Source organism: Citrobacter sp. Cf087 (genome assembly GCF_030334285.1).
Taxonomy (GTDB): domain Bacteria; phylum Pseudomonadota; class Gammaproteobacteria; order Enterobacterales; family Enterobacteriaceae; genus Citrobacter; species Citrobacter freundii.
Window position 1 is genome coordinate 1 of the sequence record NZ_JAOWED010000017.1, and the last position, 24,968, is coordinate 24,968.

The 24,968-nt window shown below is 53.1% G+C and carries 25 protein-coding genes and 2 pseudogenes; 12 read left to right on the plus strand and 15 right to left on the minus strand.

The genetic code is table 11. From position 1 onward, the window contains the following. Positions 1-179: 179 nt before the first annotated feature. Positions 180-621, minus strand: a pseudogene (locus OGV57_RS00070) (acetyltransferase). A gap of 156 nt (positions 622-777) precedes the next feature. Here OGV57_RS00070 and metA point away from each other — a divergent pair. The 4 genes from metA (at position 778) to aceK (ending at position 6,764) form a co-directional block, all read left to right on the plus strand. Beyond that, the gene (gene metA / locus OGV57_RS00075; protein WP_003841431.1) at positions 778-1,707 is read left to right on the plus strand and encodes a homoserine O-acetyltransferase MetA; all 930 of its coding nucleotides are present in this window, start codon (positions 778-780) and stop codon (positions 1,705-1,707) included. 268 nt (positions 1,708-1,975) lie between these two features. Then, a complete protein-coding gene (gene aceB, locus OGV57_RS00080) occupies positions 1,976-3,577 on the plus strand; it encodes a malate synthase A (protein WP_054527946.1) in 1,602 nt (533 codons plus the stop codon). Positions 3,578-3,608: 31 nt separating this feature from the next. After that, positions 3,609-4,913, plus strand: a complete 1,305-nt coding sequence (gene aceA, locus OGV57_RS00085; protein WP_003031609.1) for an isocitrate lyase — start codon at positions 3,609-3,611, stop codon at positions 4,911-4,913. A 102-nt stretch (positions 4,914-5,015) separates the two neighbouring features. Then, complete coding sequence (gene aceK / locus OGV57_RS00090) at positions 5,016-6,764, plus strand: bifunctional isocitrate dehydrogenase kinase/phosphatase (RefSeq protein ID WP_003841427.1); 1,749 nt, start codon at positions 5,016-5,018, stop codon at positions 6,762-6,764. A 21-nt stretch (positions 6,765-6,785) separates the two neighbouring features. Here aceK and iclR read toward each other — a convergent pair whose 3' ends face one another. Beyond that, on the minus strand, positions 6,786-7,610 hold the full coding sequence (gene iclR, locus OGV57_RS00095; RefSeq protein WP_003844677.1) for a glyoxylate bypass operon transcriptional repressor IclR: 825 nt from the start codon (positions 7,608-7,610) through the stop codon (positions 6,786-6,788). A gap of 195 nt (positions 7,611-7,805) precedes the next feature. On the opposite strand from iclR, the gene metH reads away from it, so the two are divergent. Together metH and OGV57_RS00105 are read left to right on the plus strand one after the other, a co-directional pair. Then, positions 7,806-11,489 (plus strand): methionine synthase, encoded by a 3,684-nt coding sequence (metH, locus tag OGV57_RS00100; protein ID WP_054527947.1) that lies wholly within the window; start codon positions 7,806-7,808, stop codon positions 11,487-11,489. Positions 11,490-11,728: 239 nt separating this feature from the next. Continuing rightward, positions 11,729-13,360, plus strand: coding sequence for a Na/Pi cotransporter family protein (locus OGV57_RS00105; RefSeq protein WP_003031618.1), 1,632 nt, complete (start codon positions 11,729-11,731; stop codon positions 13,358-13,360). Positions 13,361-13,425: 65 nt separating this feature from the next. Here the strand turns inward: OGV57_RS00105 and pepE are convergent, their stop codons facing one another. After that, positions 13,426-14,115, minus strand: a complete 690-nt coding sequence (pepE, locus tag OGV57_RS00110) for a dipeptidase PepE (protein ID WP_003841421.1) — start codon at positions 14,113-14,115, stop codon at positions 13,426-13,428. 213 nt (positions 14,116-14,328) lie between these two features. On the opposite strand from pepE, the gene OGV57_RS00115 reads away from it, so the two are divergent. Beyond that, entirely contained in the window at positions 14,329-14,688 is a 360-nt protein-coding gene (locus OGV57_RS00115; RefSeq protein WP_032938228.1) for a type II toxin-antitoxin system RelE/ParE family toxin, read from the plus strand. Continuing rightward, entirely contained in the window at positions 14,678-14,995 is a 318-nt protein-coding gene (locus OGV57_RS00120) for a helix-turn-helix domain-containing protein (protein ID WP_032938223.1), read from the plus strand. Before OGV57_RS00115 ends, OGV57_RS00120 begins: the two co-directional genes overlap by 11 nt. Positions 14,996-15,004: 9 nt before the next feature. On the opposite strand, the pseudogene OGV57_RS23750 reads toward OGV57_RS00120, so the two are convergent. From OGV57_RS23750 to OGV57_RS00130, 3 genes and pseudogenes are all read right to left on the minus strand, one after another. After that, positions 15,005-15,112, minus strand: a pseudogene (locus OGV57_RS23750) (helix-turn-helix domain-containing protein); the annotation flags it as partial. Between the two features lie 22 nt (positions 15,113-15,134). After that, complete coding sequence (locus OGV57_RS00125; protein WP_003841416.1) at positions 15,135-15,296, minus strand: phage protein; 162 nt, start codon at positions 15,294-15,296, stop codon at positions 15,135-15,137. A gap of 70 nt (positions 15,297-15,366) precedes the next feature. Next, the gene (locus tag OGV57_RS00130) at positions 15,367-15,540 is read right to left on the minus strand and encodes a hypothetical protein (protein WP_032938222.1); all 174 of its coding nucleotides are present in this window, start codon (positions 15,538-15,540) and stop codon (positions 15,367-15,369) included. Between the two features lie 131 nt (positions 15,541-15,671). Here OGV57_RS00130 and OGV57_RS00135 point away from each other — a divergent pair, with 131 nt between their 5' ends. From OGV57_RS00135 to OGV57_RS00145, 3 genes are all read left to right on the plus strand, one after another. Beyond that, positions 15,672-16,037, plus strand: a complete 366-nt coding sequence (locus OGV57_RS00135) for a hypothetical protein (protein WP_054527949.1) — start codon at positions 15,672-15,674, stop codon at positions 16,035-16,037. Positions 16,038-16,133: 96 nt separating this feature from the next. Then, positions 16,134-16,427: a type II toxin-antitoxin system CcdA family antitoxin gene (locus OGV57_RS00140; RefSeq protein WP_003844689.1), complete on the plus strand. Its 294-nt coding sequence runs from the start codon at positions 16,134-16,136 to the stop codon at positions 16,425-16,427. Next, on the plus strand, positions 16,427-16,744 hold the full coding sequence (locus OGV57_RS00145) for a CcdB family protein (RefSeq protein ID WP_054527950.1): 318 nt from the start codon (positions 16,427-16,429) through the stop codon (positions 16,742-16,744). The genes OGV57_RS00140 and OGV57_RS00145 overlap by 1 nt, the downstream gene beginning before the upstream one ends. Positions 16,745-16,777: 33 nt before the next feature. Here OGV57_RS00145 and OGV57_RS00150 read toward each other — a convergent pair whose 3' ends face one another. From OGV57_RS00150 to OGV57_RS00185, 8 genes are all read right to left on the minus strand, one after another. Beyond that, positions 16,778-17,590, minus strand: coding sequence for a shikimate 5-dehydrogenase (locus OGV57_RS00150; RefSeq protein ID WP_048234164.1), 813 nt, complete (start codon positions 17,588-17,590; stop codon positions 16,778-16,780). 1 nt (position 17,591) lies between these two features. Beyond that, positions 17,592-18,815, minus strand: coding sequence for an L-sorbose 1-phosphate reductase (gene sorE, locus OGV57_RS00155; RefSeq protein ID WP_003031639.1), 1,224 nt, complete (start codon positions 18,813-18,815; stop codon positions 17,592-17,594). 68 nt (positions 18,816-18,883) lie between these two features. Further along, the gene (locus tag OGV57_RS00160; protein WP_003031641.1) at positions 18,884-19,708 is read right to left on the minus strand and encodes a PTS system mannose/fructose/sorbose family transporter subunit IID; all 825 of its coding nucleotides are present in this window, start codon (positions 19,706-19,708) and stop codon (positions 18,884-18,886) included. 11 nt (positions 19,709-19,719) lie between these two features. After that, on the minus strand, positions 19,720-20,517 hold the full coding sequence (locus OGV57_RS00165) for a PTS mannose/fructose/sorbose transporter subunit IIC (RefSeq protein WP_003841402.1): 798 nt from the start codon (positions 20,515-20,517) through the stop codon (positions 19,720-19,722). A 65-nt stretch (positions 20,518-20,582) separates the two neighbouring features. After that, positions 20,583-21,077 (minus strand): PTS sugar transporter subunit IIB, encoded by a 495-nt coding sequence (locus OGV57_RS00170; protein ID WP_003031646.1) that lies wholly within the window; start codon positions 21,075-21,077, stop codon positions 20,583-20,585. Beyond that, positions 21,077-21,484 (minus strand): mannose/fructose/sorbose PTS transporter subunit IIA, encoded by a 408-nt coding sequence (locus tag OGV57_RS00175; protein WP_003031647.1) that lies wholly within the window; start codon positions 21,482-21,484, stop codon positions 21,077-21,079. Before OGV57_RS00175 ends, OGV57_RS00170 begins: the two co-directional genes overlap by 1 nt. 9 nt (positions 21,485-21,493) lie before the next feature. Further along, the gene (locus tag OGV57_RS00180; RefSeq protein WP_003031649.1) at positions 21,494-22,300 is read right to left on the minus strand and encodes an SDR family oxidoreductase; all 807 of its coding nucleotides are present in this window, start codon (positions 22,298-22,300) and stop codon (positions 21,494-21,496) included. 70 nt (positions 22,301-22,370) lie between these two features. Further along, complete coding sequence (locus OGV57_RS00185; protein ID WP_048234163.1) at positions 22,371-23,324, minus strand: sugar-binding transcriptional regulator; 954 nt, start codon at positions 23,322-23,324, stop codon at positions 22,371-22,373. A gap of 469 nt (positions 23,325-23,793) precedes the next feature. On the opposite strand from OGV57_RS00185, the gene rluF reads away from it, so the two are divergent. Then, positions 23,794-24,669 carry a 23S rRNA pseudouridine(2604) synthase RluF gene (gene rluF / locus OGV57_RS00190; protein WP_008786901.1) on the plus strand — a complete coding sequence of 292 codons (876 nt, stop codon included), beginning with the start codon at positions 23,794-23,796 and terminating at the stop codon, positions 24,667-24,669. On the opposite strand, the gene OGV57_RS00195 is transcribed toward rluF, so the two are convergent. Then, positions 24,666-24,938, minus strand: coding sequence for a YjbD family protein (locus OGV57_RS00195; protein ID WP_003031655.1), 273 nt, complete (start codon positions 24,936-24,938; stop codon positions 24,666-24,668). The two genes, rluF and OGV57_RS00195, sit on opposite strands and share 4 nt — an antisense overlap. Between the last annotated feature and the right edge of the window lie 30 nt (positions 24,939-24,968).

The window sequence follows — 24,968 nt, forward strand, 5'->3', positions numbered from 1 at the left end:
CGGGAGCGGATTTGAACGTTGCGCAGCAACGGCCCGGAGGGTGGCGGGCAGGACGCCCGCCATAAACTGCCAGGCATCAATTAAAGTGAAGAAGCCCATCCGTCAGGATGGGCTTTTTTGCGTGTGTGCGGGGTAAAAAACGCCGGATGCGATGTGCGCCAGCAGTTATCCGGATACGGCTACCCGTGTACGAGGTTGAGTAACGGGTACGCTCGTCCGAGATCGTCCACTTCCGTCCGTCCCGTCACAGTAAATCCCATCTTCTTATAGAATCCAACTGCCTGCTCATTCTGTTCATTAACGTTGGTCGTTAGCGTTGAAACCATTGATAAAGCATGTTCAATCAGCAGTTTACCAACGCCACTACCACGCACATCCGGATCGACAAACAACGCATCCATATGCTGATCGGTCAAAAGCATAAAGGCGACAGGCTCATCTTGTTCTGTCACTGCAACCCATAGCGGAGCTTCTGGTAAAAATGAACTTACCAGCTCTTCCAGCTCAATCCGATAATCCGTAGAGAGGAAATGGTGCGTCGCATCGACAGAACGACACCAAATAGATATGAGCGAGCTTATCGCCTTCGTCCTTACGCGAACGACGAATGGTAAAGGGCATGGCATTCTCCTTTTATCTTTACTGCACTATTCTACAGCAAGGGCCGTGAAACTTTCTCAACTTGAGGATGCAGGCTCGACATTCGCATGATTCCTGGGTATCTTCAGCTATCTGGATGTCTAAACGTTTAAACGTATGTAGTGAGGTTATCAGGTTATGCCAATTCGCGTGCAGGACGAGCTACCCGCCGTCAATTTCTTGCGTGAGGAAAACGTCTTTGTGATGACGACATCCCGCGCTTCCGGTCAGGAAATTCGACCACTGAAGGTGCTCATCCTCAACCTGATGCCCAAGAAGATTGAAACGGAAAACCAGTTCCTGCGCTTACTGTCTAACTCACCGCTACAGGTAGATGTTCAGCTATTGCGCATCGATGCTCGCGAGTCACGTAACACCCCTACGGAGCATCTGAATAACTTTTACTGTAATTTCGAGGATATCTGCGATCAGAACTTTGACGGACTGATCGTGACCGGCGCGCCGTTGGGTCTGGTCGAATTTAATGACGTGGCTTACTGGCCGCAGATTCAACAAGTGCTTGAATGGGCGAAAGATCACGTTACCTCAACGCTATTTGTTTGTTGGGCGGTGCAGGCCGCGCTGAATATCCTGTACGGAATTCCTAAGCAAACCCGTACGGACAAACTCTCAGGCGTCTATGAGCACCATATTCTGCATCCTCATGCGCTGCTGACGCGTGGATTCGATGATGCGTTCCTGGCTCCGCATTCGCGCTATGCCGATTTTCCTGCTGCGCTTATTCGCGACTACACCGATCTCGAGATTTTTGCTGAAACCGAAGAGGGAGATGCCTACCTGTTTGCCAGCAAAGATAAACGAATTGCCTTTGTGACGGGCCATCCGGAATATGATGCCCATACGCTCGGCAGTGAGTATTTTCGTGACGTCGAAGCGGGCCTAACGCCGGAAGTGCCCTATAACTACTTCCCGAAAGATGACCCGCAAAACAAACCGCGGGCAACCTGGCGTAGCCACGGTAATCTGTTGTTTACCAACTGGCTCAACTATTACGTCTACCAGATCACGCCATATGATCTGCGTCACATGAATCCAACGCTGGATTAATCTTCTGTAGCAGACGATCCTTAAGCGTTTCAGCATATTGAATCAGGCACCTTCGGGTGCCTTTTTTATTTCCGAAACGCACCTCACCGTGTAATTAAATTTTATTTATATTGTTATCAATAGGTTAATTGATAATTAAATTAAAAATGGAAATTGTTTTTGATTTTGAAATTTAAATGAGTAGTCTTAGTTGTGCTGAACGAAAAGCGCACAACGATCCTTCGTTCGCATTGGGGATGTGTTTGGATCAATGACGAGGAACTAAGCAATGAATCAACAGGCAACGACAACCGATGAACTGGTCTTCACCAGGCCGCGTGGCGAACAGGAGCAACAAATTCTGACCGCTGAAGCAGTAGAGTTTCTGACTGAACTGGTGACAAGATTTACGCCAAAACGCAATAAACTTCTGGCTGCACGAATCCAGCAGCAGCAGGATATTGATGACGGTAAGTTGCCTGATTTTATTTCGGAAACGGCTTCCATTCGAGAAGGTGACTGGAAAATTCGCGGAATTCCTGATGATTTACTGGATCGCCGCGTAGAGATAACCGGGCCTGTTGAGCGCAAGATGGTTATCAACGCGCTGAACGCGAACGTCAAAGTCTTTATGGCTGATTTTGAAGATTCGCTGGCTCCTGAGTGGAACAAAGTTATCGACGGGCAGATAAACCTGCGTGATGCGGTCAATGGCACCATTAGCTATACCAACGAAGCGGGCAAAATTTACCAGCTCAAACCTAATCCGGCTCTGTTGGTATGCCGCGTTCGTGGTCTGCATCTGCCGGAAAAACACGTCACCTGGCGTGGCGAATCCATCCCGGGCAGCCTGTTCGATTTTGCCCTCTATTTCTTCCACAATTACAAAACGTTGCTGGCAAAAGGCAGCGGCCCTTACTTCTACCTGCCAAAAACGCAGGCCTGGCAAGAAGCAGCATGGTGGAGCGAAGTGTTCAGCTATGCAGAAGATCGCTTTAATCTGCCACGCGGCACCATCAAAGCGACTCTGCTGATTGAAACGCTGTCGGCCGTCTTCCAGATGGACGAAATTCTGCACGCCCTGCGTGACCATATTGTCGGTCTGAACTGCGGTCGCTGGGACTACATTTTCAGCTATATCAAAACGCTGAAGAACCATCCGGATCGCGTGCTGCCGGACCGTCAGGTGGTGACGATGGATAAGCCATTCCTCAGCGCCTATTCGCGTCTGCTGATTAAAACCTGTCATAAACGTGGCGCATTCGCGATGGGCGGCATGGCAGCTTTCATTCCCAGCAAAGATGCGGAACGTAACAACCAGGTTCTGACCAAGGTAAAAGCGGACAAAGCGCTGGAAGCAAATAACGGTCATGACGGCACATGGATTGCTCATCCGGGGCTGGCAGATACCGCTATGGCGGTGTTCAACGACGTACTCGGTGAAAACAAAAATCAGCTGTTCGTGACCCGTGAAGAAGATGCCCCGATTACCGCAGAGCAACTGTTGGCGCCTTGTGAAGGTGAGCGTACTGAAGAAGGCATGCGCGCCAACATTCGTGTTGCGGTGCAGTACATCGAAGCGTGGATCTCCGGTAACGGCTGCGTACCGATTTACGGTCTGATGGAAGATGCGGCCACTGCCGAAATCTCCCGTACCTCCATCTGGCAATGGATCCATCACCAGAAGACGCTCAGCAACGGCAAGCCGGTTACCAAACCGCTGTTCCGTCAGATGCTGGCCGAAGAGATGCTGGTGATTCAGGACGAGCTGGGCGAACACCGCTACAGCAGCGGGCGTTTTGACGATGCCGCGCGCCTGATGGAGCAAATCACTACCTCTGATGAATTGATCGATTTCTTGACCCTGCCAGGCTACCGCCTGCTGGCGTAATCCACCACATAACAATATGGAGCATCTGCACATGAAAACCCGTACTCAACAAATCGAAGAATTACAGAAAGAATGGACTCAACCGCGCTGGGAAGGCATCACCCGTCCATATAGCGCGGAGGAAGTGGTGAAATTACGTGGCTCGGTCAACCCGGAATGCACGCTGGCTCAGCTTGGCGCGGCGAAAATGTGGCGTCTGCTGCACGGCGAATCGAAGAAAGGTTATATCAACAGCCTCGGCGCGCTGACTGGCGGTCAGGCGCTGCAGCAGGCGAAAGCCGGTATTGAAGCGGTCTACCTTTCAGGCTGGCAGGTGGCGGCAGATGCCAACCTGGCATCTAGCATGTACCCGGACCAATCGCTGTATCCGGCGAACTCCGTCCCGGCAGTGGTGGATCGGATCAACAACACATTCCGTCGCGCCGATCAGATCCAATGGTCAACCGGTATTGAGCCGAACGATCCGCGCTATGTGGATTACTTCCTGCCGATCGTCGCCGATGCCGAAGCGGGTTTTGGCGGCGTCCTGAACGCGTTTGAACTGATGAAATCGATGATTGAGGCTGGTGCAGCGGCCGTTCACTTCGAAGATCAGCTCGCATCGGTAAAAAAATGTGGTCACATGGGCGGCAAAGTTCTGGTGCCGACTCAGGAAGCTATCCAGAAACTGGTGGCCGCCCGTCTGGCAGCCGACGTCATGGGTGTTCCGACGCTGGTTATTGCGCGTACTGATGCTGACGCAGCCGATCTGATAACGTCTGACTGCGACCCATACGACAGCGAGTTCATCACCGGCGAACGTACCAGCGAAGGGTTCTATCGTACGCATGCGGGCATTGAGCAGGCGATCAGCCGTGGTCTGGCCTATGCACCTTATGCGGATCTGGTGTGGTGTGAAACCTCCACGCCGGATCTCGAACTGGCGAAGCGCTTTGCCGATGCGATTCACGCGAAATTCCCCGGCAAACTGCTGGCCTACAACTGTTCGCCGTCATTTAACTGGCAGAAAAACCTGGATGACAAAACCATTGCCAGCTTCCAGCAGCAACTGTCGGATATGGGTTACAAATACCAGTTCATTACCCTGGCGGGCATCCACAGCATGTGGTTCAACATGTTCGACCTCGCACACTCCTATGCGCAGGGTGAAGGCATGCGCCACTATGTTGAGAAGGTTCAGCAGCCAGAATTTGCGGCGGCTAAAGACGGTTACACCTTCGTGTCCCATCAGCAGGAAGTGGGTACAGGCTACTTCGACAAAGTCACTACTATCATTCAGGGCGGCGCTTCCTCGGTGACCGCGCTGACCGGCTCGACCGAAGAATCGCAGTTTTGATTAATGCCCGGTGGCGCTGTGCTTACCGGGCCTACGAAGGGATGTAGGCCGGATTAGCGAACGCGCCATCCGGCATGACGTTGTGCCGAATGGGAGAAGTCGATGACGCGTGGCCTGGAATTACTGATTGCTCAGACGATTTTGCAAGGTTTCGACGCCCAGTACGGGCGTTTTCTGGAAGTCACCTCCGGCGCGCAGCAGCGTTTTGAACATGCCGACTGGCATGCGGTTCAGCAGGCGATGAAAAGCCGTATTCACCTTTACGATCATCACGTAGGTCTGGTGGTGGAGCAGTTGCGCTGCATTACAGACGGCAAAAGTACCGACGCGGATTTTTTACTTCGCGTGAAAGAGCATTACACCCGGCTACTGCCGGATTACCCGCGCTTCGAGATTGCGGAGAGCTTTTTTAACTCCGTTTACTGTCGGTTATTTGACCACCGCTCGCTGACTCCCGAGCGGCTGTTTATTTTCAGTTCTCAGCCAGAGCGTCGTTTCCGCACGATCCCACGCCCGTTGGCGAAAGACTTTTTTCCTGATACCGGCTGGGAGTGGCTGCTAACTCGCGTCCTTAGCGATCTTCCCCTACGTCTTCCATGGCAGAATAAACATCGTGATATCCACTACATCATCGAACACCTGACCGAAACCCTGGGAGCGGATGTGTTGCCAGGCTGCCATTTACAGGTGGCGAATGAACTGTTTTATCGTAACAAGGCCGCCTGGCTGGTCGGGAAGCTGATTACCCCTTCCGGGACGCTGCCGTTTTTACTGCCAATCCACCGGACAGACGAAGGCGAATTGTTTGTCGATACCTGTCTGACCACGACGGCGGAGGCGAGCATTGTGTTTGGCTTCGCTCGCTCCTACTTCATGGTGTATGCCCCGCTGCCCGCGGCACTGGTGGAGTGGTTGCGCGAGATCCTGCCCGGTAAAACCACCGCTGAATTGTATATGGCGATTGGCTGTCAGAAGCATGCAAAAACGGAAAGTTATCGGGAGTATCTGCTCTACCTGGCCAACTGTGATGAGCAGTTTATTGAAGCACCGGGGATCCGCGGTATGGTGATGCTGGTGTTTACCCTGCCGGGCTTTGACCGGGTGTTTAAAATCATCAAAGACAAATTTGCGCCGCAAAAAGAGATGTCTGCCGCCCACGTCCGCGCCTGTTATCAACTGGTCAAAGAGCACGATCGTGTGGGGCGGATGGCTGACACCCAGGAGTTCGAGAATTTTGTGCTGGATAAACGGCAAATCGATCCGGCGCTGATGGCGCTGTTATTGCAGGAAGCCCCGGAAAAAATTACCGATCTTGGCGATCAGATTGTCATTCGCCATCTGTATATCGAACGACGGATGGTGCCGCTGAATATCTGGCTGGAGCAAGTCGAAGGTCAACAACTGCGCGATGCCATTGAAGAGTACGGCAACGCGATTCGTCAGCTGGCCGCCGCCAATATTTTCCCCGGCGATATGCTGTTTAAGAACTTCGGCGTCACCCGTCACGGGCGCGTGGTGTTCTACGACTACGATGAAATCTGCTACATGACGGAGGTTAATTTCCGTCATATCCCGCCGCCACGCTACCCGGAAGATGAGATGAGCGCTGAGCCGTGGTACAGCGTATCGCCTGGAGATGTCTTCCCGGAAGAGTTTCGCCACTGGCTATGTGCCGACCCGCGTATCGGGCCGCTATTTGAAGAGATGCACGCTGACTTGTTCAGCGCCGACTACTGGCGGGGTTTGCAAACGCGGATTAAAAACGGGCATGTGGAAGATGTTTACGCCTACCGACGCAAACAGCGTTTCAGCGTGCGTTATGAAACCGACCGTAGGCCGGGTAAGGCGTAACCGCCACCCGGCAACCCCATCTTAGCGAAATCCGCCGTACGCCAGCGTCACTTCTTTCGCTGCTTTGATTGCCATTGCGCCAAACTCGGTCACACGGTCATCGGTAATGCGTGAGATTGGCCCGGAAATGGAAATCGCGGCGAACGGCTCGCGGTGCTCGTCATAAATGCACGACGCCACGCAGCGCAGGCCCAGCGCATGTTCCTCATCATCAAAGGAATAGCCGCGCTTGCGCGTCTGAGCCAAATCCTCTTTCAGATGCACTGGCGACACCAGCGTGGCGTGGGTATAAGCGTGTAGTCCTTTGCGGTGCAGCAGCCCTGTCACCTGTTCTTCGCTCAGTTGGGATAAAAACGCCTTACCCGCGCCGGAAGCATGCATCGGCAGTTTGCCGCCGATAGGCGCGGACATGCGCATCAGTTGGGTGCACTGCACCTGGTCGATAATAATGGCCTGATGATCGCTTTGATCCAGCACGGCGAGGTTGACCGTCTCACCGGAGTCTTCCATTAGTTTACGCAGGATTGGGTGGACAATCGCCAGCAGATTACGGCTTTGCAAAAAGCTGCTGCCGACGATAAACGCATGTGCGCCCACGGCCCAGTGCCCTAATTCACCGACCTGACGAACAAATCCCTGCTGCTGCATGGTGGTCAATAATCGGTGAGTCGTGGAGTTTGGCAGGCCGGCCTGCTGCGCCAGCTCGGTCAGCGCCACGCTGCCGTTGGATTCCGCAATCCACTCCAGTAGCTTCAGGCCGCGCGTCAGGGACTGAACCTGCCCGGTTGCGGGCGCAGTAGTAGCGGCGGGTTTTCTACCGCGTTTCGCGGGAACGGGGGCAACCATGGCAGACTCCTTTTCTGTATCGTGGAAATCATTTTCGTTTTATTCAATTATAATGCAAGAATTCCTGTACTGATCGGATGAGTGAAGCTGAACATGTCTCATGTTGGCCGTTGTTCTCTTTTCCGCCTCTCAGGTTTGTGCCAGTATGGCCTGTTGAGTTTTTTTCGGTCTGGTTGAGCGTTGTCGGGAGCGAGTGTGAGCAGCAAAGTAGAACAATTACGTCAGCAGTTAAATGAACGTATTCTGGTGCTGGACGGTGGGATGGGCACCATGATCCAGGGATATCGTCTGAGCGAAGAGGATTTCCGCGGCGAGCGCTTCGCCGGCTGGCCCTGCGACCTGAAGGGCAACAACGACCTGCTGGTGCTCAGCAAGCCGGAGGTGATTGCCGCGATCCATAACGCCTACTTTGAGGCGGGCGCGGATATCATCGAAACCAACACCTTTAACTCCACGACTATCGCCATGGCGGATTACCAGATGGAATCCCTGTCGGCGGAAATCAACTTTGCTGCAGCCAAACTGGCGCGCGCGGCGGCAGATGAATGGACGGCGCGCACGCCAGACAAACCGCGCTACGTCGCGGGCGTGCTTGGCCCAACCAACCGTACGGCGTCTATCTCGCCCGACGTCAACGACCCGGCTTACCGCAATATTACCTTTGATCAGCTGGTGGCTGCCTACCGCGAATCCACCAAAGCGCTGGTGGAAGGTGGTAGCGACCTAATCCTGATTGAAACCGTTTTCGATACCCTCAACGCCAAAGCCGCTATTTTCGCGGTTAAAACTGAATTCGAAGCGCTGGGCGTTGAGCTGCCAATTATGCTCTCCGGCACCATCACCGACGCTTCCGGGCGTACGCTCTCCGGCCAGACCACTGAAGCATTCTACAACTCCCTGCGCCACGCCGATGCGCTGACTTTTGGTCTGAACTGCGCCTTAGGTCCGGACGAGCTGCGCCAGTACGTGCAGGAACTGTCGCGTATTGCCGAATGCTACGTTACCGCACACCCGAACGCCGGGCTGCCGAACGCCTTTGGTGAGTACGATCTCGATGCCGACACCATGGCGGCGCAAATCCGCGAATGGGCCGAGGCGGGCTTCCTGAATATTGTTGGCGGCTGCTGTGGCACCACGCCGGAACACATCGCTGCCATGAGCCGCGCGGTGGACGGACTGCCGCCACGCCGCCTGCCGAAAATCCCGGTTGCCTGCCGTCTGTCTGGCCTTGAGCCGCTGAACATCGGCGACGACAGCCTGTTTGTGAACGTCGGCGAGCGTACCAACGTTACCGGTTCGGCGAAGTTTAAGCGCCTGATCAAAGAAGAGAAATACAGCGAGGCGCTGGACGTCGCCCGCCAGCAGGTAGAAAGCGGCGCGCAGATCATCGATATCAACATGGATGAGGGGATGCTCGACGCCGAAGCGGCGATGGTTCGTTTCCTCAACCTGATTGCCGGTGAACCGGATATCGCCCGCGTGCCGATTATGATCGACTCCTCGAAATGGGAAGTAATCGAAAAAGGGCTGAAGTGCATTCAGGGTAAAGGCATCGTTAACTCCATCTCGATGAAAGAGGGGGTTGAGACCTTTATCCATCACGCGAAACTGCTGCGTCGCTACGGTGCTGCAGTGGTGGTGATGGCCTTTGACGAGCAGGGCCAGGCCGACACTCGCGCGCGCAAAATTGAGATCTGCCGTCGGGCGTACAAGATTCTTACCGAAGAGGTTGGCTTCCCGCCAGAAGATATTATCTTTGACCCGAACATCTTTGCGGTGGCGACCGGGATTGATGAACACAACAACTACGCGCAGGACTTTATCGGGGCCTGTGAAGACATCAAACGCGAACTGCCGCACGCGCTGATCTCCGGCGGCGTTTCTAACGTTTCATTCTCGTTCCGTGGCAACGACCCAGTACGTGAAGCCATTCACGCAGTATTCCTCTACTACGCCATTCGCAACGGTATGGACATGGGGATCGTCAACGCCGGACAACTGGCAATTTACGACGACCTGCCCGCCGAGCTGCGCGATGCAGTTGAGGACGTGATCCTCAACCGCCGTGACGATGGCACCGAACGACTGCTGGAGCTTGCTGAGAAGTATCGCGGCAGTAAAACCGACGACACAGCGAATGCCCAGATGGCGGAGTGGCGCAGTTGGGATGTGAAAAAGCGCCTCGAATACTCGCTGGTGAAAGGCATAACCGAGTTTATTGAGCTGGATACCGAAGAAGCTCGCCAGCAGGCCGCGCGCCCGATCGAGGTTATTGAAGGGCCGCTGATGGACGGCATGAACGTGGTTGGCGACCTGTTCGGTGAGGGCAAAATGTTCCTGCCGCAGGTGGTGAAATCCGCTCGCGTGATGAAGCAGGCGGTGGCCTACCTTGAACCGTACATTGAGGCCAGCAAAGAGAAAGGTTCCAGCAACGGCAAAATGGTCATCGCAACCGTGAAGGGCGATGTGCACGATATCGGTAAAAATATCGTCGGCGTGGTACTGCAATGTAACAACTACGAAATCGTCGATCTTGGCGTGATGGTACCCGCGGAGAAAATCCTCAGAACGGCGCGTGAAGTGAATGCCGATCTGATTGGCCTTTCCGGGCTGATTACCCCATCGCTGGACGAAATGGTCAACGTGGCGAAAGAGATGGAGCGTCAGGGCTTCACTATTCCGCTGCTGATTGGCGGCGCGACCACCTCGAAAGCGCACACCGCGGTGAAAATTGAGCAGAACTACAGCGGCCCGACGGTGTACGTGCAGAACGCCTCGCGTACCGTTGGCGTCGTCGCTGCGCTGCTCTCTGACACCCAGCGTGATGACTTTGTCGCCCGTACGCGTAAAGAGTATGAAACCGTGCGTATCCAGCATGCGCGTAAGAAACCGCGTACTCCGCCCGTAACGTTACAGGCTGCCCGCGACAACGATCTGGCCTTTGACTGGGAAAACTACACCCCGCCGGTGGCGCACCGTCTGGGCGTACAGGAAGTGGAAGCCAGTATCGAAACCCTGCGCAACTACATCGACTGGACGCCGTTCTTTATGACCTGGTCGTTGGCCGGGAAATATCCTCGCATCCTCGAAGATGAAGTAGTGGGCGAAGAGGCGAAGCGCCTGTTCAAAGATGCCAACGACATGCTGGATAAACTCAGCGCTGAGAAGACGCTGAATCCGCGTGGTGTGGTGGGTTTATTCCCGGCCAACCGCGTGGGTGACGACATCGAGATTTACCGTGACGAGACGCGTACGCACGTCATCAACGTGAGTCATCACCTGCGCCAGCAGACGGAAAAAGTCGGTTTCGCCAACTACTGCTTGTCTGACTTTGTTGCGCCGAAACTGAGCGGTAAAGCGGATTACATCGGTGCTTTTGCGGTCACTGGTGGTCTGGAAGAAGATGCGCTGGCGGACGCCTTCGAAGCCCAGCATGACGACTACAACAAGATCATGGTGAAAGCGATCGCTGACCGTCTGGCGGAAGCGTTCGCAGAATATCTGCATGAGCGCGTACGTAAAGTCTACTGGGGCTATGCGGCGAATGAGAATCTCAGTAACGAGGAGCTGATCCGCGAAAACTACCAGGGGATTCGCCCGGCACCGGGCTATCCGGCGTGTCCGGAACACACCGAAAAAGCCACCATTTGGGAACTGCTGGACGTGGAGGCGCATACCGGGATGAAGCTCACCGAATCCTTCGCCATGTGGCCAGGTGCGTCGGTTTCCGGCTGGTATTTCAGTCATCCGGACAGCAAGTACTACGCTGTGGCGCAAATCCAGCGCGATCAGGTTGAAGATTATGCCTTCCGTAAAGGGATGAGCGTGGCAGAAGTGGAGCGCTGGTTAGCGCCGAACCTCGGCTACGACGCCGACTGATTCACAAAACTGTCATCTTTCTTTACAACAAACAGGGCGCTCAATGAGTGCCCTGTCTCTTTATTACGTTTAAACCCTTATACTGAAAGAAGGTTCGCGAGCGCTGTTTGCCGGATGGCGGCGTAAACGTCTTATCCGGCCTACAAGGGACATTCTGTAGGCATGATAAGCGCAGCGCCATCAGGCACGCTATCTGCGCCGAGCCCAGGAACATATAACGATAAGGAGTACCTGATTCCGTGTTAACTCTGTTACACCTGCTTTCTGCCGTCGCGATGCTGGTTTGGGGTACGCATATTGTGCGTACCGGCGTGATGCGCGTCTTTGGCGCGCGTTTACGCACCGTGCTCAGCCGTAGCGTTGAAAAGAAGCCGCTCGCCTTTTGTGCGGGTATCGGCGTGACGGCGCTGGTGCAAAGTAGCAACGCCACCACCATGCTGGTGACCTCGTTTGTTGCACAAGATCTCGTGGCGCTGACTCCTGCGCTGGTGATTGTGCTTGGTGCCGACGTGGGGACCGCGCTGATGGCGCGTATCCTGACCTTCGATCTCTCCTGGCTGTCGCCACTGCTAATTTTTATCGGCGTGATCTTCTTTCTCGGCCGTAAGCAGTCCCGCGTGGGGCAACTGGGGCGGGTTGGTATTGGTCTGGGGTTGATTTTACTGGCGCTGGAGCTGATTGTGCAGGCAGTAACGCCGATCACTCAGGCTAATGGCGTACAGGTTATTTTCGCCTCGCTCACCGGCGATATCATGCTCGATGCGCTGATTGGCGCCATGTTTGCGATTATCAGTTACTCCAGCCTGGCGGCGGTACTGTTGACGGCAACGCTGACCGCGGCGGGCATTATCTCGTTCCCGGTAGCGTTGTGTCTGGTGATTGGCGCCAACCTCGGCTCTGGTCTGTTGGCGATGCTCAACAACAGTGCTGCGAATGCCGCCGCTCGTCGTGTGGCGCTCGGTAGCCTGCTGTTTAAGCTGGTGGGCAGCCTGATTATCCTGCCGTTTGTTCATCCGCTGGCCAATCTGATGGATGAACTGCCGCTGCCGAAATCTGAACTGGTTATCTACTTCCACGTCTTCTACAACCTGGTGCGCTGCGTGGCAATGGTGCCGTTCGCCGAACCGATGGCGCGTTTTTGTAAGCGCATCATCCGCGATGAGCCGGAGCTGGATGCGCATCTGAAGCCCAAACATCTGGACGTCAGTGCGCTGGATACGCCGACGCTCGCTCTGGCTAATGCCGCCCGCGAAGCGCTGCGTATCGGCGACGCGATGGAGCAGATGATGGACGGGTTGAAGAAGGTGATGCACGGCGAGCCGCGCGAAGAGAAAGAGTTGCGCAGGATGGCGGATGACATCAACGTGTTGTACACAGCGATTAAGCTCTATCTGGCGCGGATGCCAAAGGATGAACTGGCGGAAGAGGAATCACGCCGTTGGGCGGAGATTATCGAAATGTCGCTCAACCTCGAACAGGCTTCCGATATCGTTGAACGTATGGGCAGCGAGATTGCCGATAAGTCGCTGGCCGCCCGTCGGGCATTCTCGGTAGAAGGGCTGAAAGAGCTGGATGCGCTTTACGATCAGTTGCTCAGCAATCTGCAACTGGCGATGTCGGTGTTCTTCTCAGGCGATGTGACCAGCGCCCGCCGTCTGCGCCGCAGCAAGCACCGTTTTCGTATTCTTAACCGTCGTTATTCGCATGCGCACGTTGACCGACTGCATCAGCAGAACGTGCAGAGCATTGAAACCAGCTCCTTGCACCTGGCACTGTTGGGCGACATGCAGCGTCTGAACTCGCTGTTTTGCTCCGTGGCCTACAGCGTGCTGGAACAGCCGGATGAAGACGATGAGCGGGATGATTATTGAGTGAGGTGAAGCGGTAGGCCGGATAAGGCATTTATGCCGCCATCCGGCATCAGACAACAAATCAACTAAAAGCAGTGGCCTGCTTCAACAGCAACCGCCTCTTCACCCGCTTTAAAGATGTACGTGGTGTTCGGGCCGCCGAGCACGGACTTACCGTTACTCACCTTGATCCAGTTACCTTCCGGCAAGCCAATCACCGTCAGCTCCGGTGCCACAACCAGCAGTTCGCGGATACGCTGTTCACGCGTTTCGCCTTTGTGGCCTTCCGGCAGCGCGTTGGTGAAATGTGGGTTAATCTGCAGCGGGAACAGACCCAGCGCATCAAAACCTTTGGGATCGACAATCGGCATGTCGTTGGTGGTGCGGATGGTCTGGCAGGCAAGGTTGGAACCCGCGCTCCAGCCGATGTACAGCGCGCCGCGTTTGACGACATCCACGATCGGCGCCAGCAGTCCGCGCTCACGACTCTCTTTCAGCAACTGGAAGGTATTCCCGCCGCCGACAATCACCAGCTCGGCGTTTTCAATGGCTGCAATTGGATCGGCAACGGTATGAATACCGGTAACGTTAACGCCCATTGGCGCAAAGATGGCTGCCGTTTTCGCCGTGTACTCATCCCAGGTTTGCGTCACGCCGGCGAACGGAATAAACACCGCCGTACGGCGACCATTCAGTTGCTCTGCGATCAGCGGCAGCGCATGTTCCATCCAGCCTTTGCCCGGCAGCGTCGAGTTACTCAATAAAAGCAGTTCCATCATTTCTCCATGTAATCAGAAAATTACAAACCGCGCTAATGCTACCACTATCAATCTAACGCCTTCCTGATATGGCTCACGATGTTGGAAGGGGGGGTCTGGAAAGTGCCTCGCAGACCGGCGTTTTATTTTGGCTGAAAGCGAGATTGTTGATTTATTCTTCTGGCGGATGATGGTGTTTTATACCTATATGGATATAATTAAGGGGTCGGGATGACGAAACCACTATACTGGGTTGGACACGCCAGGAAAGATCTGCAGGGGATGCCGGAACATGTTCGGGATACGTTTGGGTTTGCTCTTTGGCTTGCGCAGCAGGGTAAACAGCATTCGCAGACTAAATCATTAAAAGGATTTGGTGGCGCGGGGGTTCTGGAAGTCGTTGAGGATCATCACGGCAACGCCTGGCGAGCGGTTTACACCATCCAGTTGAAAAATGCGGTTTATGTTCTCCATGTTTTTCAGAAGAAGTCCGTTTCCGGGAAGGCAACCCCGAAACCTGAAATTGACCTGATTTATCAGCGGCTCAAGGCTGCACAGCGCCATGCGCAGGAGAGTGGATATGTCACATGAAGTGGAAGCCAGTAGCGGTAATGTTTACGCCGATTTAGGCGCGTATGACGCAGAACAGATGCAGTTGAAAGCGCAACTGGCAATGGTGATTGGTGAGATTTTGCAACGCAAAGGGTTAACGCAGCAGCAGGCTGCGCAGCTACTGGGAATGACGCAGCCTAAACTTTCCAACCTGCTACGTGGTCAGTTTCGTGGTATCAGTGAAGCAAAGATGCTCGAATGCCTGGTGAGACTGGGCCGTGATGTAGAGATTGTTGTCGGGGAAGAGGGCAATATGTCAGGAAAGCTGAAAGTGAAATTTGGCTGATATCCAACTTTAAATCTTAACCGTCAATCCAATACCGAGCGCCTTCATCACTGCCAGCGTGGTTTTCAGCGTCGGGTTTCCTTTCTCACTAAACGAGCGGTAGAGTTGTTCTTCAGAAAACGATACATCATTCTGATCGCTAGACTTCGATCCCTTTCTGCTTCAGCTCTTTTCTAATCACACGTTTAATCCAGGCTGCCAACGATTCATCGCCATCCTGCCGCTGTGCTTCTTCCATCGCTTTGCGCAGTTCCGGATCCAGACGGAATTGAAACGGGGGATTGCCTCTTCTTTCGTTCATGTGTGTTGGCACCTTGATTATACGAGATGTGTGATGACACACTACTCTTACAAGCCAGAAATACCAACTTCTATACTTCAATCCCTTTCTGCTTCAGTTCTTTCCTAATAATTCGCTTAATCCATGCGGATATTGACGCGTCACCATCCATTGAAAGCGCTTTCTGGATCCCTGCTTCCAGTTCCGGCTCGACACGTAACGCGATTTGTTTGTTACCTTTCTTTTTGAATTCTACCGTTGACATGTGTCTGACACCTGATTTACATTGATGATCGTAAGACAAGTGTAAGTCAATTGTCTTACAGAAACAACGAAGCCCGGCAGTGCGCGAACACATACCGAGCTTCTAACCACAACATTATACGAGGTAATGCTATGGCTGATGCTAATAGTACCACTAACGCCTGTTTTGCGTCTTCTTCTCTCATACCGCAAGCTGACCTGCTTTATTTTCCACTCGCCGAGGCGTTCCGCCATCTTGATTGTCGCCATCTCACCACCGAAGAAAATCTGGCGCTATCGTTTGGCTGTGAAGAGGCGCTGGCAGGGTTGTACCAGACGCTGAATTTTATGGGCGAAAGCCTGCTGACCATGGCGGGTGAAGGTCAGGAACATTTTGCCTATGAGAGCATATGCCAGTTAGGATACTGTCTGGTAAATATCAGCCAGTTGATTCCCGCGCTGGCGCAGTTGGAAGCGAAAGCTGACCAGCAGCTGTTTGTCAGCGACTCCCTAAACTAATCTGGAAAGCGCCTCGCAGACATCTTCTTCGGGGCGTGACAGGCCTGTGCAACCACCTTAGTGTGACATGATGATTTGCTGGTCGGGGAATAGGAAATGCTCGCTTATTACGCTAATCTTAGGCATGTCATGCGCACTGCTATGGGGGTTATCATGCGCACTGTGTCGAAGGTAAAAAAATCAGTCAATGTCTCTCTGGCTCCAGAGATACTGGAAGAGGCGCGCAAGCTTAAAATCAATCTGTCAGCGGTTTTAACCGAAGCCCTGATCGAAAAATTTCGCGAGAACAAACGCGAAGAATGGTTGCGGGATAATAAAAAATCGATAGAAGCATTAAATCAATGGGTGGAAGAAAACGGTTCGTTCAGTGATTTTCAAAGGACATTCTGATGGAGCAGTATTGCGCTTATGAGAACACTGGCAGTGGAAAAAGCGTTTATCCGTTTTTAATTAGCTTACAGCACCCGGTGGCCGCTGTTTTGCAACATGTACTGGTTGCCCCCGTTATCGCGCTAAGCCAGTTCCCCAGCGAAGTACCTCCAGCTAAAATTTGCCCGGTTGTTAGCATTGGTGGGCAAGCTTATGTGGTGATGACGCATATGATGACAGGCATACCTGTGAAGAATATGGGTAACTGTGTGGGAGACCTGACCGCAAACAGGGCTGAACTTCGAGATGCGATTGATTTTCTGATTAATGGCTATTAGAGCGCCCATCCCTGGCGCTCTGTTCCTGCTTCTTTACCCCGCCTGCGCAAATTCTGCGGCTTCGGCAATCAGCGCGTCATCCGGGCGCATGCCGGTATACATGGCGAACTGCTCTACGGCCTGTAAGGCAATCACCTCAGCACCGCTGATGGTCTTTTTACCCAACTGCTGTGCCAGCTTAATCACCGGTGTTTCCGGCGGTAGGGCGACGACGTCAAACACTACGCTGGCGGCAGCGACCATCGCTTCGCTGTAGGCCAGCTCATGGCTTTCTTTACCACCCGCCATGCCGACGGGCGTCACGTTGACCAGAATATCGCAGGCAATTCCATCCGGCTGCGGCTGCCACTGGAAACCGTACTGTTTTGCCAGCGTAGTGCCGCTCTCTCGATTACGTGCGGCAATGATTACATCCGTAAACCCCGCATCGCGAAAGGCGGCAATCACCGCTTTGCCCATGCCGCCGCTGCCGCGAATCATGACGCGTGCGCTGCTATTGAGCTGGTGGCTGGCAATCAGACTTTTTACCGCAATATAGTCGGTGTTAAATCCTGTCAGCGTACCGTTGTCATTGACGATGGTGTTGACGGAATCAATGACGCTTGCGGAAGGATCGATGGCATCCAGAAACGGCATGCAGCTCTCTTTAAACGGCATTGATACCGCGCAACCGCGGATACCCAGCGCGCGAACGCCTTTCACTGCGGCCTCAATATCCTGCGTGGTAAAGGCTTTGTAGATAAAATTTAACCCTAATTTTTCATACAGATAGTTGTGAAAGCGAGTGCCAAAGTTGCCGGGGCGACCGGCAAGCGACATGCACAACTGGGTGTCGCGGTTAATCATGTTAAATTTCCTCGGCGTGAGACAATATGTACTGTTCGGCTTCCTGCGACCAGACCCCCTGATGACGCTCCAGGATATCGCGCAACGCTGGATCATCAATCTGCGTGAGCGCGGTTAATGGTAAGGCTTTGCCGGTATAAACCAGTTTTTTCCCGCCGCCGATTTTTGGCAGTTCCAGCGTGGTTTCACCTGCCGCATTTAACCCCAGAATGTGCGTCACCACTTTTGCCGCCTGAACTTTCTTCTCTTCGATCAGTTTTACCGCCGCGCGCATGTCGTCGGTATTGCCGCCAGACGTCCCAACATAATGGGTGAAGGCGTAGTGTACGTCGTAGAAGTTAATCGGCGCGCTAAACTGCTTATCCTGCGGACCAGCAAAGAAGTTCATGCAACCATCGGCAGCCAGCAGGGAAGAGGCCAGCGTAACCAGCTGTTCGTTGGGCACAAACACAAAGATGTCATCAAACCCGTGCCCGCCGCTCAGCGCCATCAAGGTGTCATAACTCGCATCCTGGGCGTGGAGATAATGGATCAACGTTTGTGGTTCTGATGGATAGTGCTTGCGGGCGTAGCTCAACTTGTCGTTATTGGTGTCGGTTACCACCAGCAGCGCCGGGTTAACCGGGCCATGCAGTGCATAGTCGATCGCCAGTAGTCCCATCGGACCGGTGCCGCCGAGTATCAGTGTATGTCCCTGCGGACGAATGCCCATCTTATGGTTATAAGAGCCTTCCTGCAGGTGATAGTTGGCGTTGAATGCGCCAATCACGCAGGATAGCGGCTCAACCAGCGAACCTTCAAAATAGGTTTCACCTTCGTAGGCCAACAGGCAGTCCTGCTCCATGACTTCATCAGGAATGATGACGTGCGTGGCTTCACCGCCCACCCACGGGAAGGAGTAGCCGGGACAGTCCGGGCGATCCGGCAGTTGCAGGTTAGCCTGAATGACATAGCGCTGGCCGGGCTGAAACTTATGCTGCCATTTTTTGCCTACGGCAATAATGTCGCCGCAAAACTCATGACCAATGATGATCGGGTTGGTGGCCACATCGTCCGGCACCTTTTTGTGGTTCTCGCCCTGGTTAGCCTCTTTCCAGGAAGAAAGGCACAGGCTGTCGGTTACGACTGAGGCCAGAATTTCGTCATCCCGCATTTCAGGAAGGTCGAAAGTTTCCAGGCGCAGATCGCGTTTACCATAAAGACGTAAAGCTGTTGTTGTTTGCATTGTTACCACCTCTTCCTCTTTCGAGGACTATTTGTTGAAGTTGCCCCGGCATTGCCGGAGCGAAAAAATCAGGACAGGAAGCCCAGTGCGTTACCGATAATTCCCAGCGCAAACAGGGCGAATATTAGCCATACCGGATTAATTTTCTTGTTGAGCAGACGCACCATCAGCAGTGTCAGACCCAACGCCAGCAGGCCGGGGCAGAGTTGGTCGAGAATGTTCTGCACGGTCATGGTGACGGTGGTGCCGTCTGCGCCAGGCGTTTGCGATACCACCAGCGGCACGTTGATGCTGGTCCATTTGGTGACCAATACTCCCATCACAAACAGGCCGAGAATCGATGCGCCTTCGGTCAGTTTCTGCAGCAGGTTGCCGCCCATGTCGCTAACGATGTTGACCCCTTTACGAAAGCCAAGCTGTAAGCCGTACCACTTCATTGCCAGACGTACTGCATTGAAAATAAAGAAGAACAATAGTGGGCCGAGAATGTTACCGGACAGCGCCAGCGATGCGCCGAGCGCGGCGGTAATCGGGCGCAGCGTTCCCCATACCAGCGGATCGCCGACGCCGGCCAGCGGACCCATCAGCCCAACTTTGATACCGTTGATGGCACCGTCGTCAATTTCCGCACCGTTGGCGCGAGCTTCTTCCATCGCGGCGGTCACGCCAATCACCGGGCCGCAAACGGCAGGTGTGGTATTGAAGAACACCAGGTGCCGTTTGAGTGCTGCAACCTGGTCTTCTTTCAGCGGATACAGGCGCTTGATGGCAGGGATCATGTCGTAGCAAAAGCCCAGCCCATGAATGCGTTCAAAGTTGAATGACGCCTGTTGCAGGTTGGAGCGAACGAACATGCTAAACAGGTCGGATTTGGTCAGTTTTTTCTGTTCCATGGCTGGCTCCATTAGTCATCAAGCTGATCGATAGCTTGAGAAGAGGCGGGTTGCGCCTGCGGTTCGGCTTTACGCCACTGTGGGTTCAACTGGATGTAGACCAGCGCGATAATCACGCCAACCCCACCGAAAGCCAGCAGGCTCAAATCGAGATAACCCCCAGCGATAAACCCGAGGAAGAAGAAGGGCATCAGGTACTTCACCCCCATCATGCGCAGCACCATGGCGTAGCCGACCACCACGATAAAGCCACCGGCAATCTGCAATCCGCGGGTGACGAATTCCGGAATGGCGTTGAGCATATTGCTGACCATATCGGCGCTGACAAACAGCGAGACGATTAATGCAGGAATGGCAACGCGCAGCGCCTGTACACCGAGAGCGGAAACGTGCAGCATGTCGATGGTACGAAATCGGGCGTCTTCGGCGGCTTTATCCGCCGCGTGCTGGAACACCACGGTGATAGTACGGGCGAATACCGTCAGTACCTGGCCTGCCGCCGCCACCGGCAGGGCGATGGCGATACCGGTAGCAATGCTTTGCTGACCGACGATAACCAGAATGGCGGAGATAATACTGGCGAGCGCCGAATCGGGAGACTGGGCTGCGCCGACGTTCATCCAGCCAAGAGCGATTAACTCCAGCGTGCCGCCGAGCATAATCCCGGTTTTTAAATCACCGAGGATCAGGCCGATAACGGTACAAGCAATTAGCGGACGGTGGGTCTGGAACTCATCCAGCACGCTACCCATTCCGGCAATACAGGAAAATAGGAATATGGCGATAATTTGTAGGGTACTTATTTCCATAATATGTCACCTTGTGAATGTGATCATCCCTGCCTGTTAAAGCATAAGTACACAGGCATTTTTATTTATTCAGCGAACGATTGTTCTTCTATTTTTTCGAGAATATTAATAGATGGATCGGATGCGACGACGCGTAAATCCAGCGTGACACCCAGTTTATCTAACTCACGAAACGCATGAATATCGTCGTTATCTAAAGAAACGGCTTTGGTTAATTGTTTTTTACCTGGTCGCCAGGCCATGCCGCCAATATTTAATGTGGTAATTTTTACCCCTTGTTTTACCATTGCTAATGCATCCTGCGGGCGGGTAAATAGATAAAAAACGGTTTCGTTCTGGTATTGCGGATTATGGTAAACTGCGACCGCCTTTTCGATATTAACAACGTTCACTTTCATTCCCGGTGGGGCGGCCTGACGTAATAATGTACGACGTACTTCATCGTTATAAACGTCGTCATTACAGATAATAATCCGTTGGGCATTTGCCACCTTCGACCAGACGGTGGTGACCTGACCGTGGATCAGGCGGTCATCAATACGAGCAAGGGTAATGTTCATCAGAAATCCTCTTCGGCCGTTTCCAGATGTTTCCAGACGACACAGGTTTGTTGAGCAATGGTCGTCAGGTGTTCGCACAGTTCATCCACATTCATGCTGCTTTGGTTGTCTACCAGCTCCAGCGCCAACGGCAGTGATAACCCGCTAATGACCCGTATCGCCGGATTGTGCATTGCCAGCGTCGCGGCAGCATTCCAGGGACTGCCACACTGCAAATCGACGGCAATCAGCCATTCATCGCCAGTGTGAATACTTACTAACTTTTTCAGCTTTTCCACGATGTCGCTGGCGTTCTCTCCGGGGACAAATGCCACGGCTTCAACGTTGGCATCACCGTAGACCATCTGTACCGATTCCAGCATGGCGCAGGCCAGTTTGCCGTGAGCACAGAAGATTGCATTGACCATAAAACCTCCTTAGCCGCGCGTTTTTCCGCCAGCAATGTTAGTGGTTACTCCGGTTATGTAACTGGCGCGCTCAGACAAAAGATAACAAACAAAATCAGCGACTTCGCTTAAGCGCCCTGAGCGCCCAATTGGGATCGCGTTCTTGGTGTAGCCCTCGCGCAGCTGTTCGACGGTGATGTTGCGAGTCCAGGCCAGCGCTTCTTCATATTCGGGGGTACGCAGTCCGGTTTTTTCCAGAATGCCGGGTGCAATGCCCACCACACGAATGCCGTGTTTGCCCAACTCTTTCGACCAGGAACGGGTAAAGCTATTCAATGCTGCTTTGGTGGCGGCATAGCAACTTTGGCCCTCTGAACCTTCTAGTCCGCTTTCTGAAGAGACATTCACAATCACGCCGTTACGCTGTTTTACCATTTGGCGTGCCGCGGCTTGCGACATTAAGAACACACCTTTCTGGTTGATATTCACCATTTTTTCAAAAGCGGCTTCGTTGAGCTCATATTGCCCGGCGGGTGCTTTTTCATCGACCAGCAGCCGCGGAAAATTAACGCCTGCGTTATTCACCAAACCATCGATACGCCCATAGCGGTGGATAATTTCGGTAACGGTATGATTAACTTCTTTGGCGCTGGAAATATCTGTCGGCCAGAAATGATATCCATTATGGCCTTCATATTTACCGTCACCACCGTGAATATCCGCCATTTGCACATTAGCGCCCTGCGCTAATAACTCTTCAACAATCGCTAGCCCAATACCGGATGCACCACCGGTAACAATAATGACTTTGCCCTGCAAGTTTAACCACGTTTGCATAATTAACTCCCGATTTCAGGTAAGGGGATCCCACATAAAATTAATTATGGCAGGACCAATTAGAATTTATTTACTTCAACAATAATTCAGCGGTATGGCTGTTGGTGACTAAACAATTAATATAATTCCCACGTAATGCGCCTAATATCCCACTGTATTTTTCTTCACCCATTGCAATGCCAATGGAGTAACGCGTCTGTTTTAATTTATTGGTTTCGATGGAGAGCGTCTTTTCACTCATATTGGTTTCTACGGTTGCACCGTTGATATCGTAAAAGCGCGAGCAAATGTCTCCGGCGACCCGGCGAGCATGCAGGTCATCACTCTCTTCACTGCCGTAAAAAGCGTGCCAGTTGGCGCCATCACGTATTGCCGGAGATCCAATCCCAACCAGCGCGATGTCCAGATTATCCCAATAAGCTGAAATCGATTTAAAATGTCGTGACTGCATGATCCCGTTACGGATCAGCGGGTTTTCCAGCAGTGCCGGGAAATCTGCCAGGTGTGATTCCCCTTTAAGCTTTGCCGCAGCGCCGTAGGTCAACGTATTGACGTGGTAGCGGCTTTCAAGCTTGCCGGACGGTCCGCCGATAATCGGCACGCAGATCAGCTGGCGCGACTGGCTGGCAGGGGATAACCCTTCCACCAGTCCCCGCACCGCGCGGCCCCATGAGAACCCGATAATGTCCCCTGGTTCCAGTAAGCGTTCCAGCAACTGTGCACCGTGCACACCCATCATGGTGAGTTGTTCGTCTTCCTGTTCACTGTCGCAGGAGACCACCACCGCTTCTTTCAGGCCAAATTTCTGTTTTAGCTGCTGTTCCAGCCACAGATTTTCGTTGTAGTCGTAATTAATGGCGATGGTGACGATACCCTGCTCGCGTCCACGTTTTAGCAACCGGCTGATCGTGGTGCGGTAAATCCCCAGCTCGCGGGCGATTTGCGCTTGTGTCATATCCTGTTCGTAATACAGCTGCGCTATCTTTACGATTAGGCGGATATCATCGCTGTTTTCCGTCGCCATTTTTGGACTCCTGCACATTTGTGCAAATCACGAAATTGTCTTCTTGATCTGATATAACCCCAACTGTTCTCCATCTCAAAGCTATTTTCACTTATTTCAGTGCCCTGTAATGACCGATTGTGTTGCACATTTGATGTGGTGATGGCGTGCTGTCGGCACATATGTGCTTGTCTCTCTAATGTATTGATTCTGCTTGTTTTCACCCAACAAAATTGCAGGGATGGATCGCTGACACTTTTGTGTCAAAAGGTGTGACGGATCACAAATAGCGCGTGGGCAGTCGAACACGATTATTTTTTATCGTCCGCAAGGTAGGGTATATTTCGCTTTTAATACACAAAAGCATTCAAGTTGTATCAAGGCGGCAAGGGAACGAATTCCTGGGAGCATAGATAACTATGTGACCAGGGTAAGTGAGGGCAGCCAACGCAGAGACGGCTTGAAGGATGAAGTGTATACAGGAGAAATTATGCTGCCCGACTCATCCATCCGATTAAATAAATACATCAGTGAAAGCGGAATCTGCTCGCGTCGCGAGGCGGATCGCTTTATCGAACAAGGGAATGTCTTCCTGAATGGTAAACGCGCCACCATCGGCGATCAGGTGATGCCTGGCGACGTCGTAAAAGTGAATGGTCGGTTGATTGAGCCGCGTGAAGCGGAAGATCTGGTTTTTATCGCGCTGAACAAGCCGGTAGGAATTGTCAGCACCACCGAAGACAGCGAACGCGACAACATTGTTGATTTCGTGAATCACAGCAAGCGCGTGTTCCCCATTGGCCGTCTGGATAAAGATTCCCAGGGGCTAATCTTTCTGACCAACCACGGCGACCTGGTGAATAAAATCCTGCGTGCCGGTAACGATCACGAAAAAGAGTATCTGGTGACGGTAGATAAGCCGGTCACTGATGACTTTATCCGTGGTATGGGGGCTGGTGTGCCAATCCTCGGTACCGTCACCAAGAAATGTAAGGTGAAGAAAGAAGCGCCGTTTGTGTTTCGCATCACGCTGATTCAGGGGCTGAACCGTCAGATCCGTCGTATGTGCGAACACTTTGGCTATGAAGTTACCAAACTTGAGCGTACGCGTATCATGAACGTTGGCTTGTCCGGCCTGCCGCTTGGTGAATGGCGCGACCTGACGGATGACGAACTGATCGATCTGTTCAAGTTGATTGAGAACTCGTCCTCAGAGGCCAAACCGAAGGCGAAAGCGAAGCCAAAAACCGCAGGCATTAAGCGCCCGGTAGTGAAAATCGAAAAATCGGCGGAGAAAGAGAAATCACGCCCGGCAGCAAACGGTAAACGCTTTACCTCGCCGGGGCGTAAGAAGAAAGGACGTTAACGTCTGCCGCGCGTTGGCGTATTCGCCGACCAGGAGAATGACGCCTCTGAATCCGGTTTATAAGCCTGCTTTTTCTTCAATTGGCGGGCTTTTTTAGCTTCTGCTTCGCGCAAGGCCATCAGTTTATCGATGTACTCTTTCTTGATGCTGTTTGTTTCAGCGTTGGTCAGCAGGCGACCATGTGCAATGCGCGCGCGGTCAAGCAGCGTTTTCAGTTCACGCTGTTCGCGCTCGGTCATCTCTTTTTGGGTAATGCGGGGGAGTGCCATACGGGTGCCCTCTGTTAGCCGATATCCTCA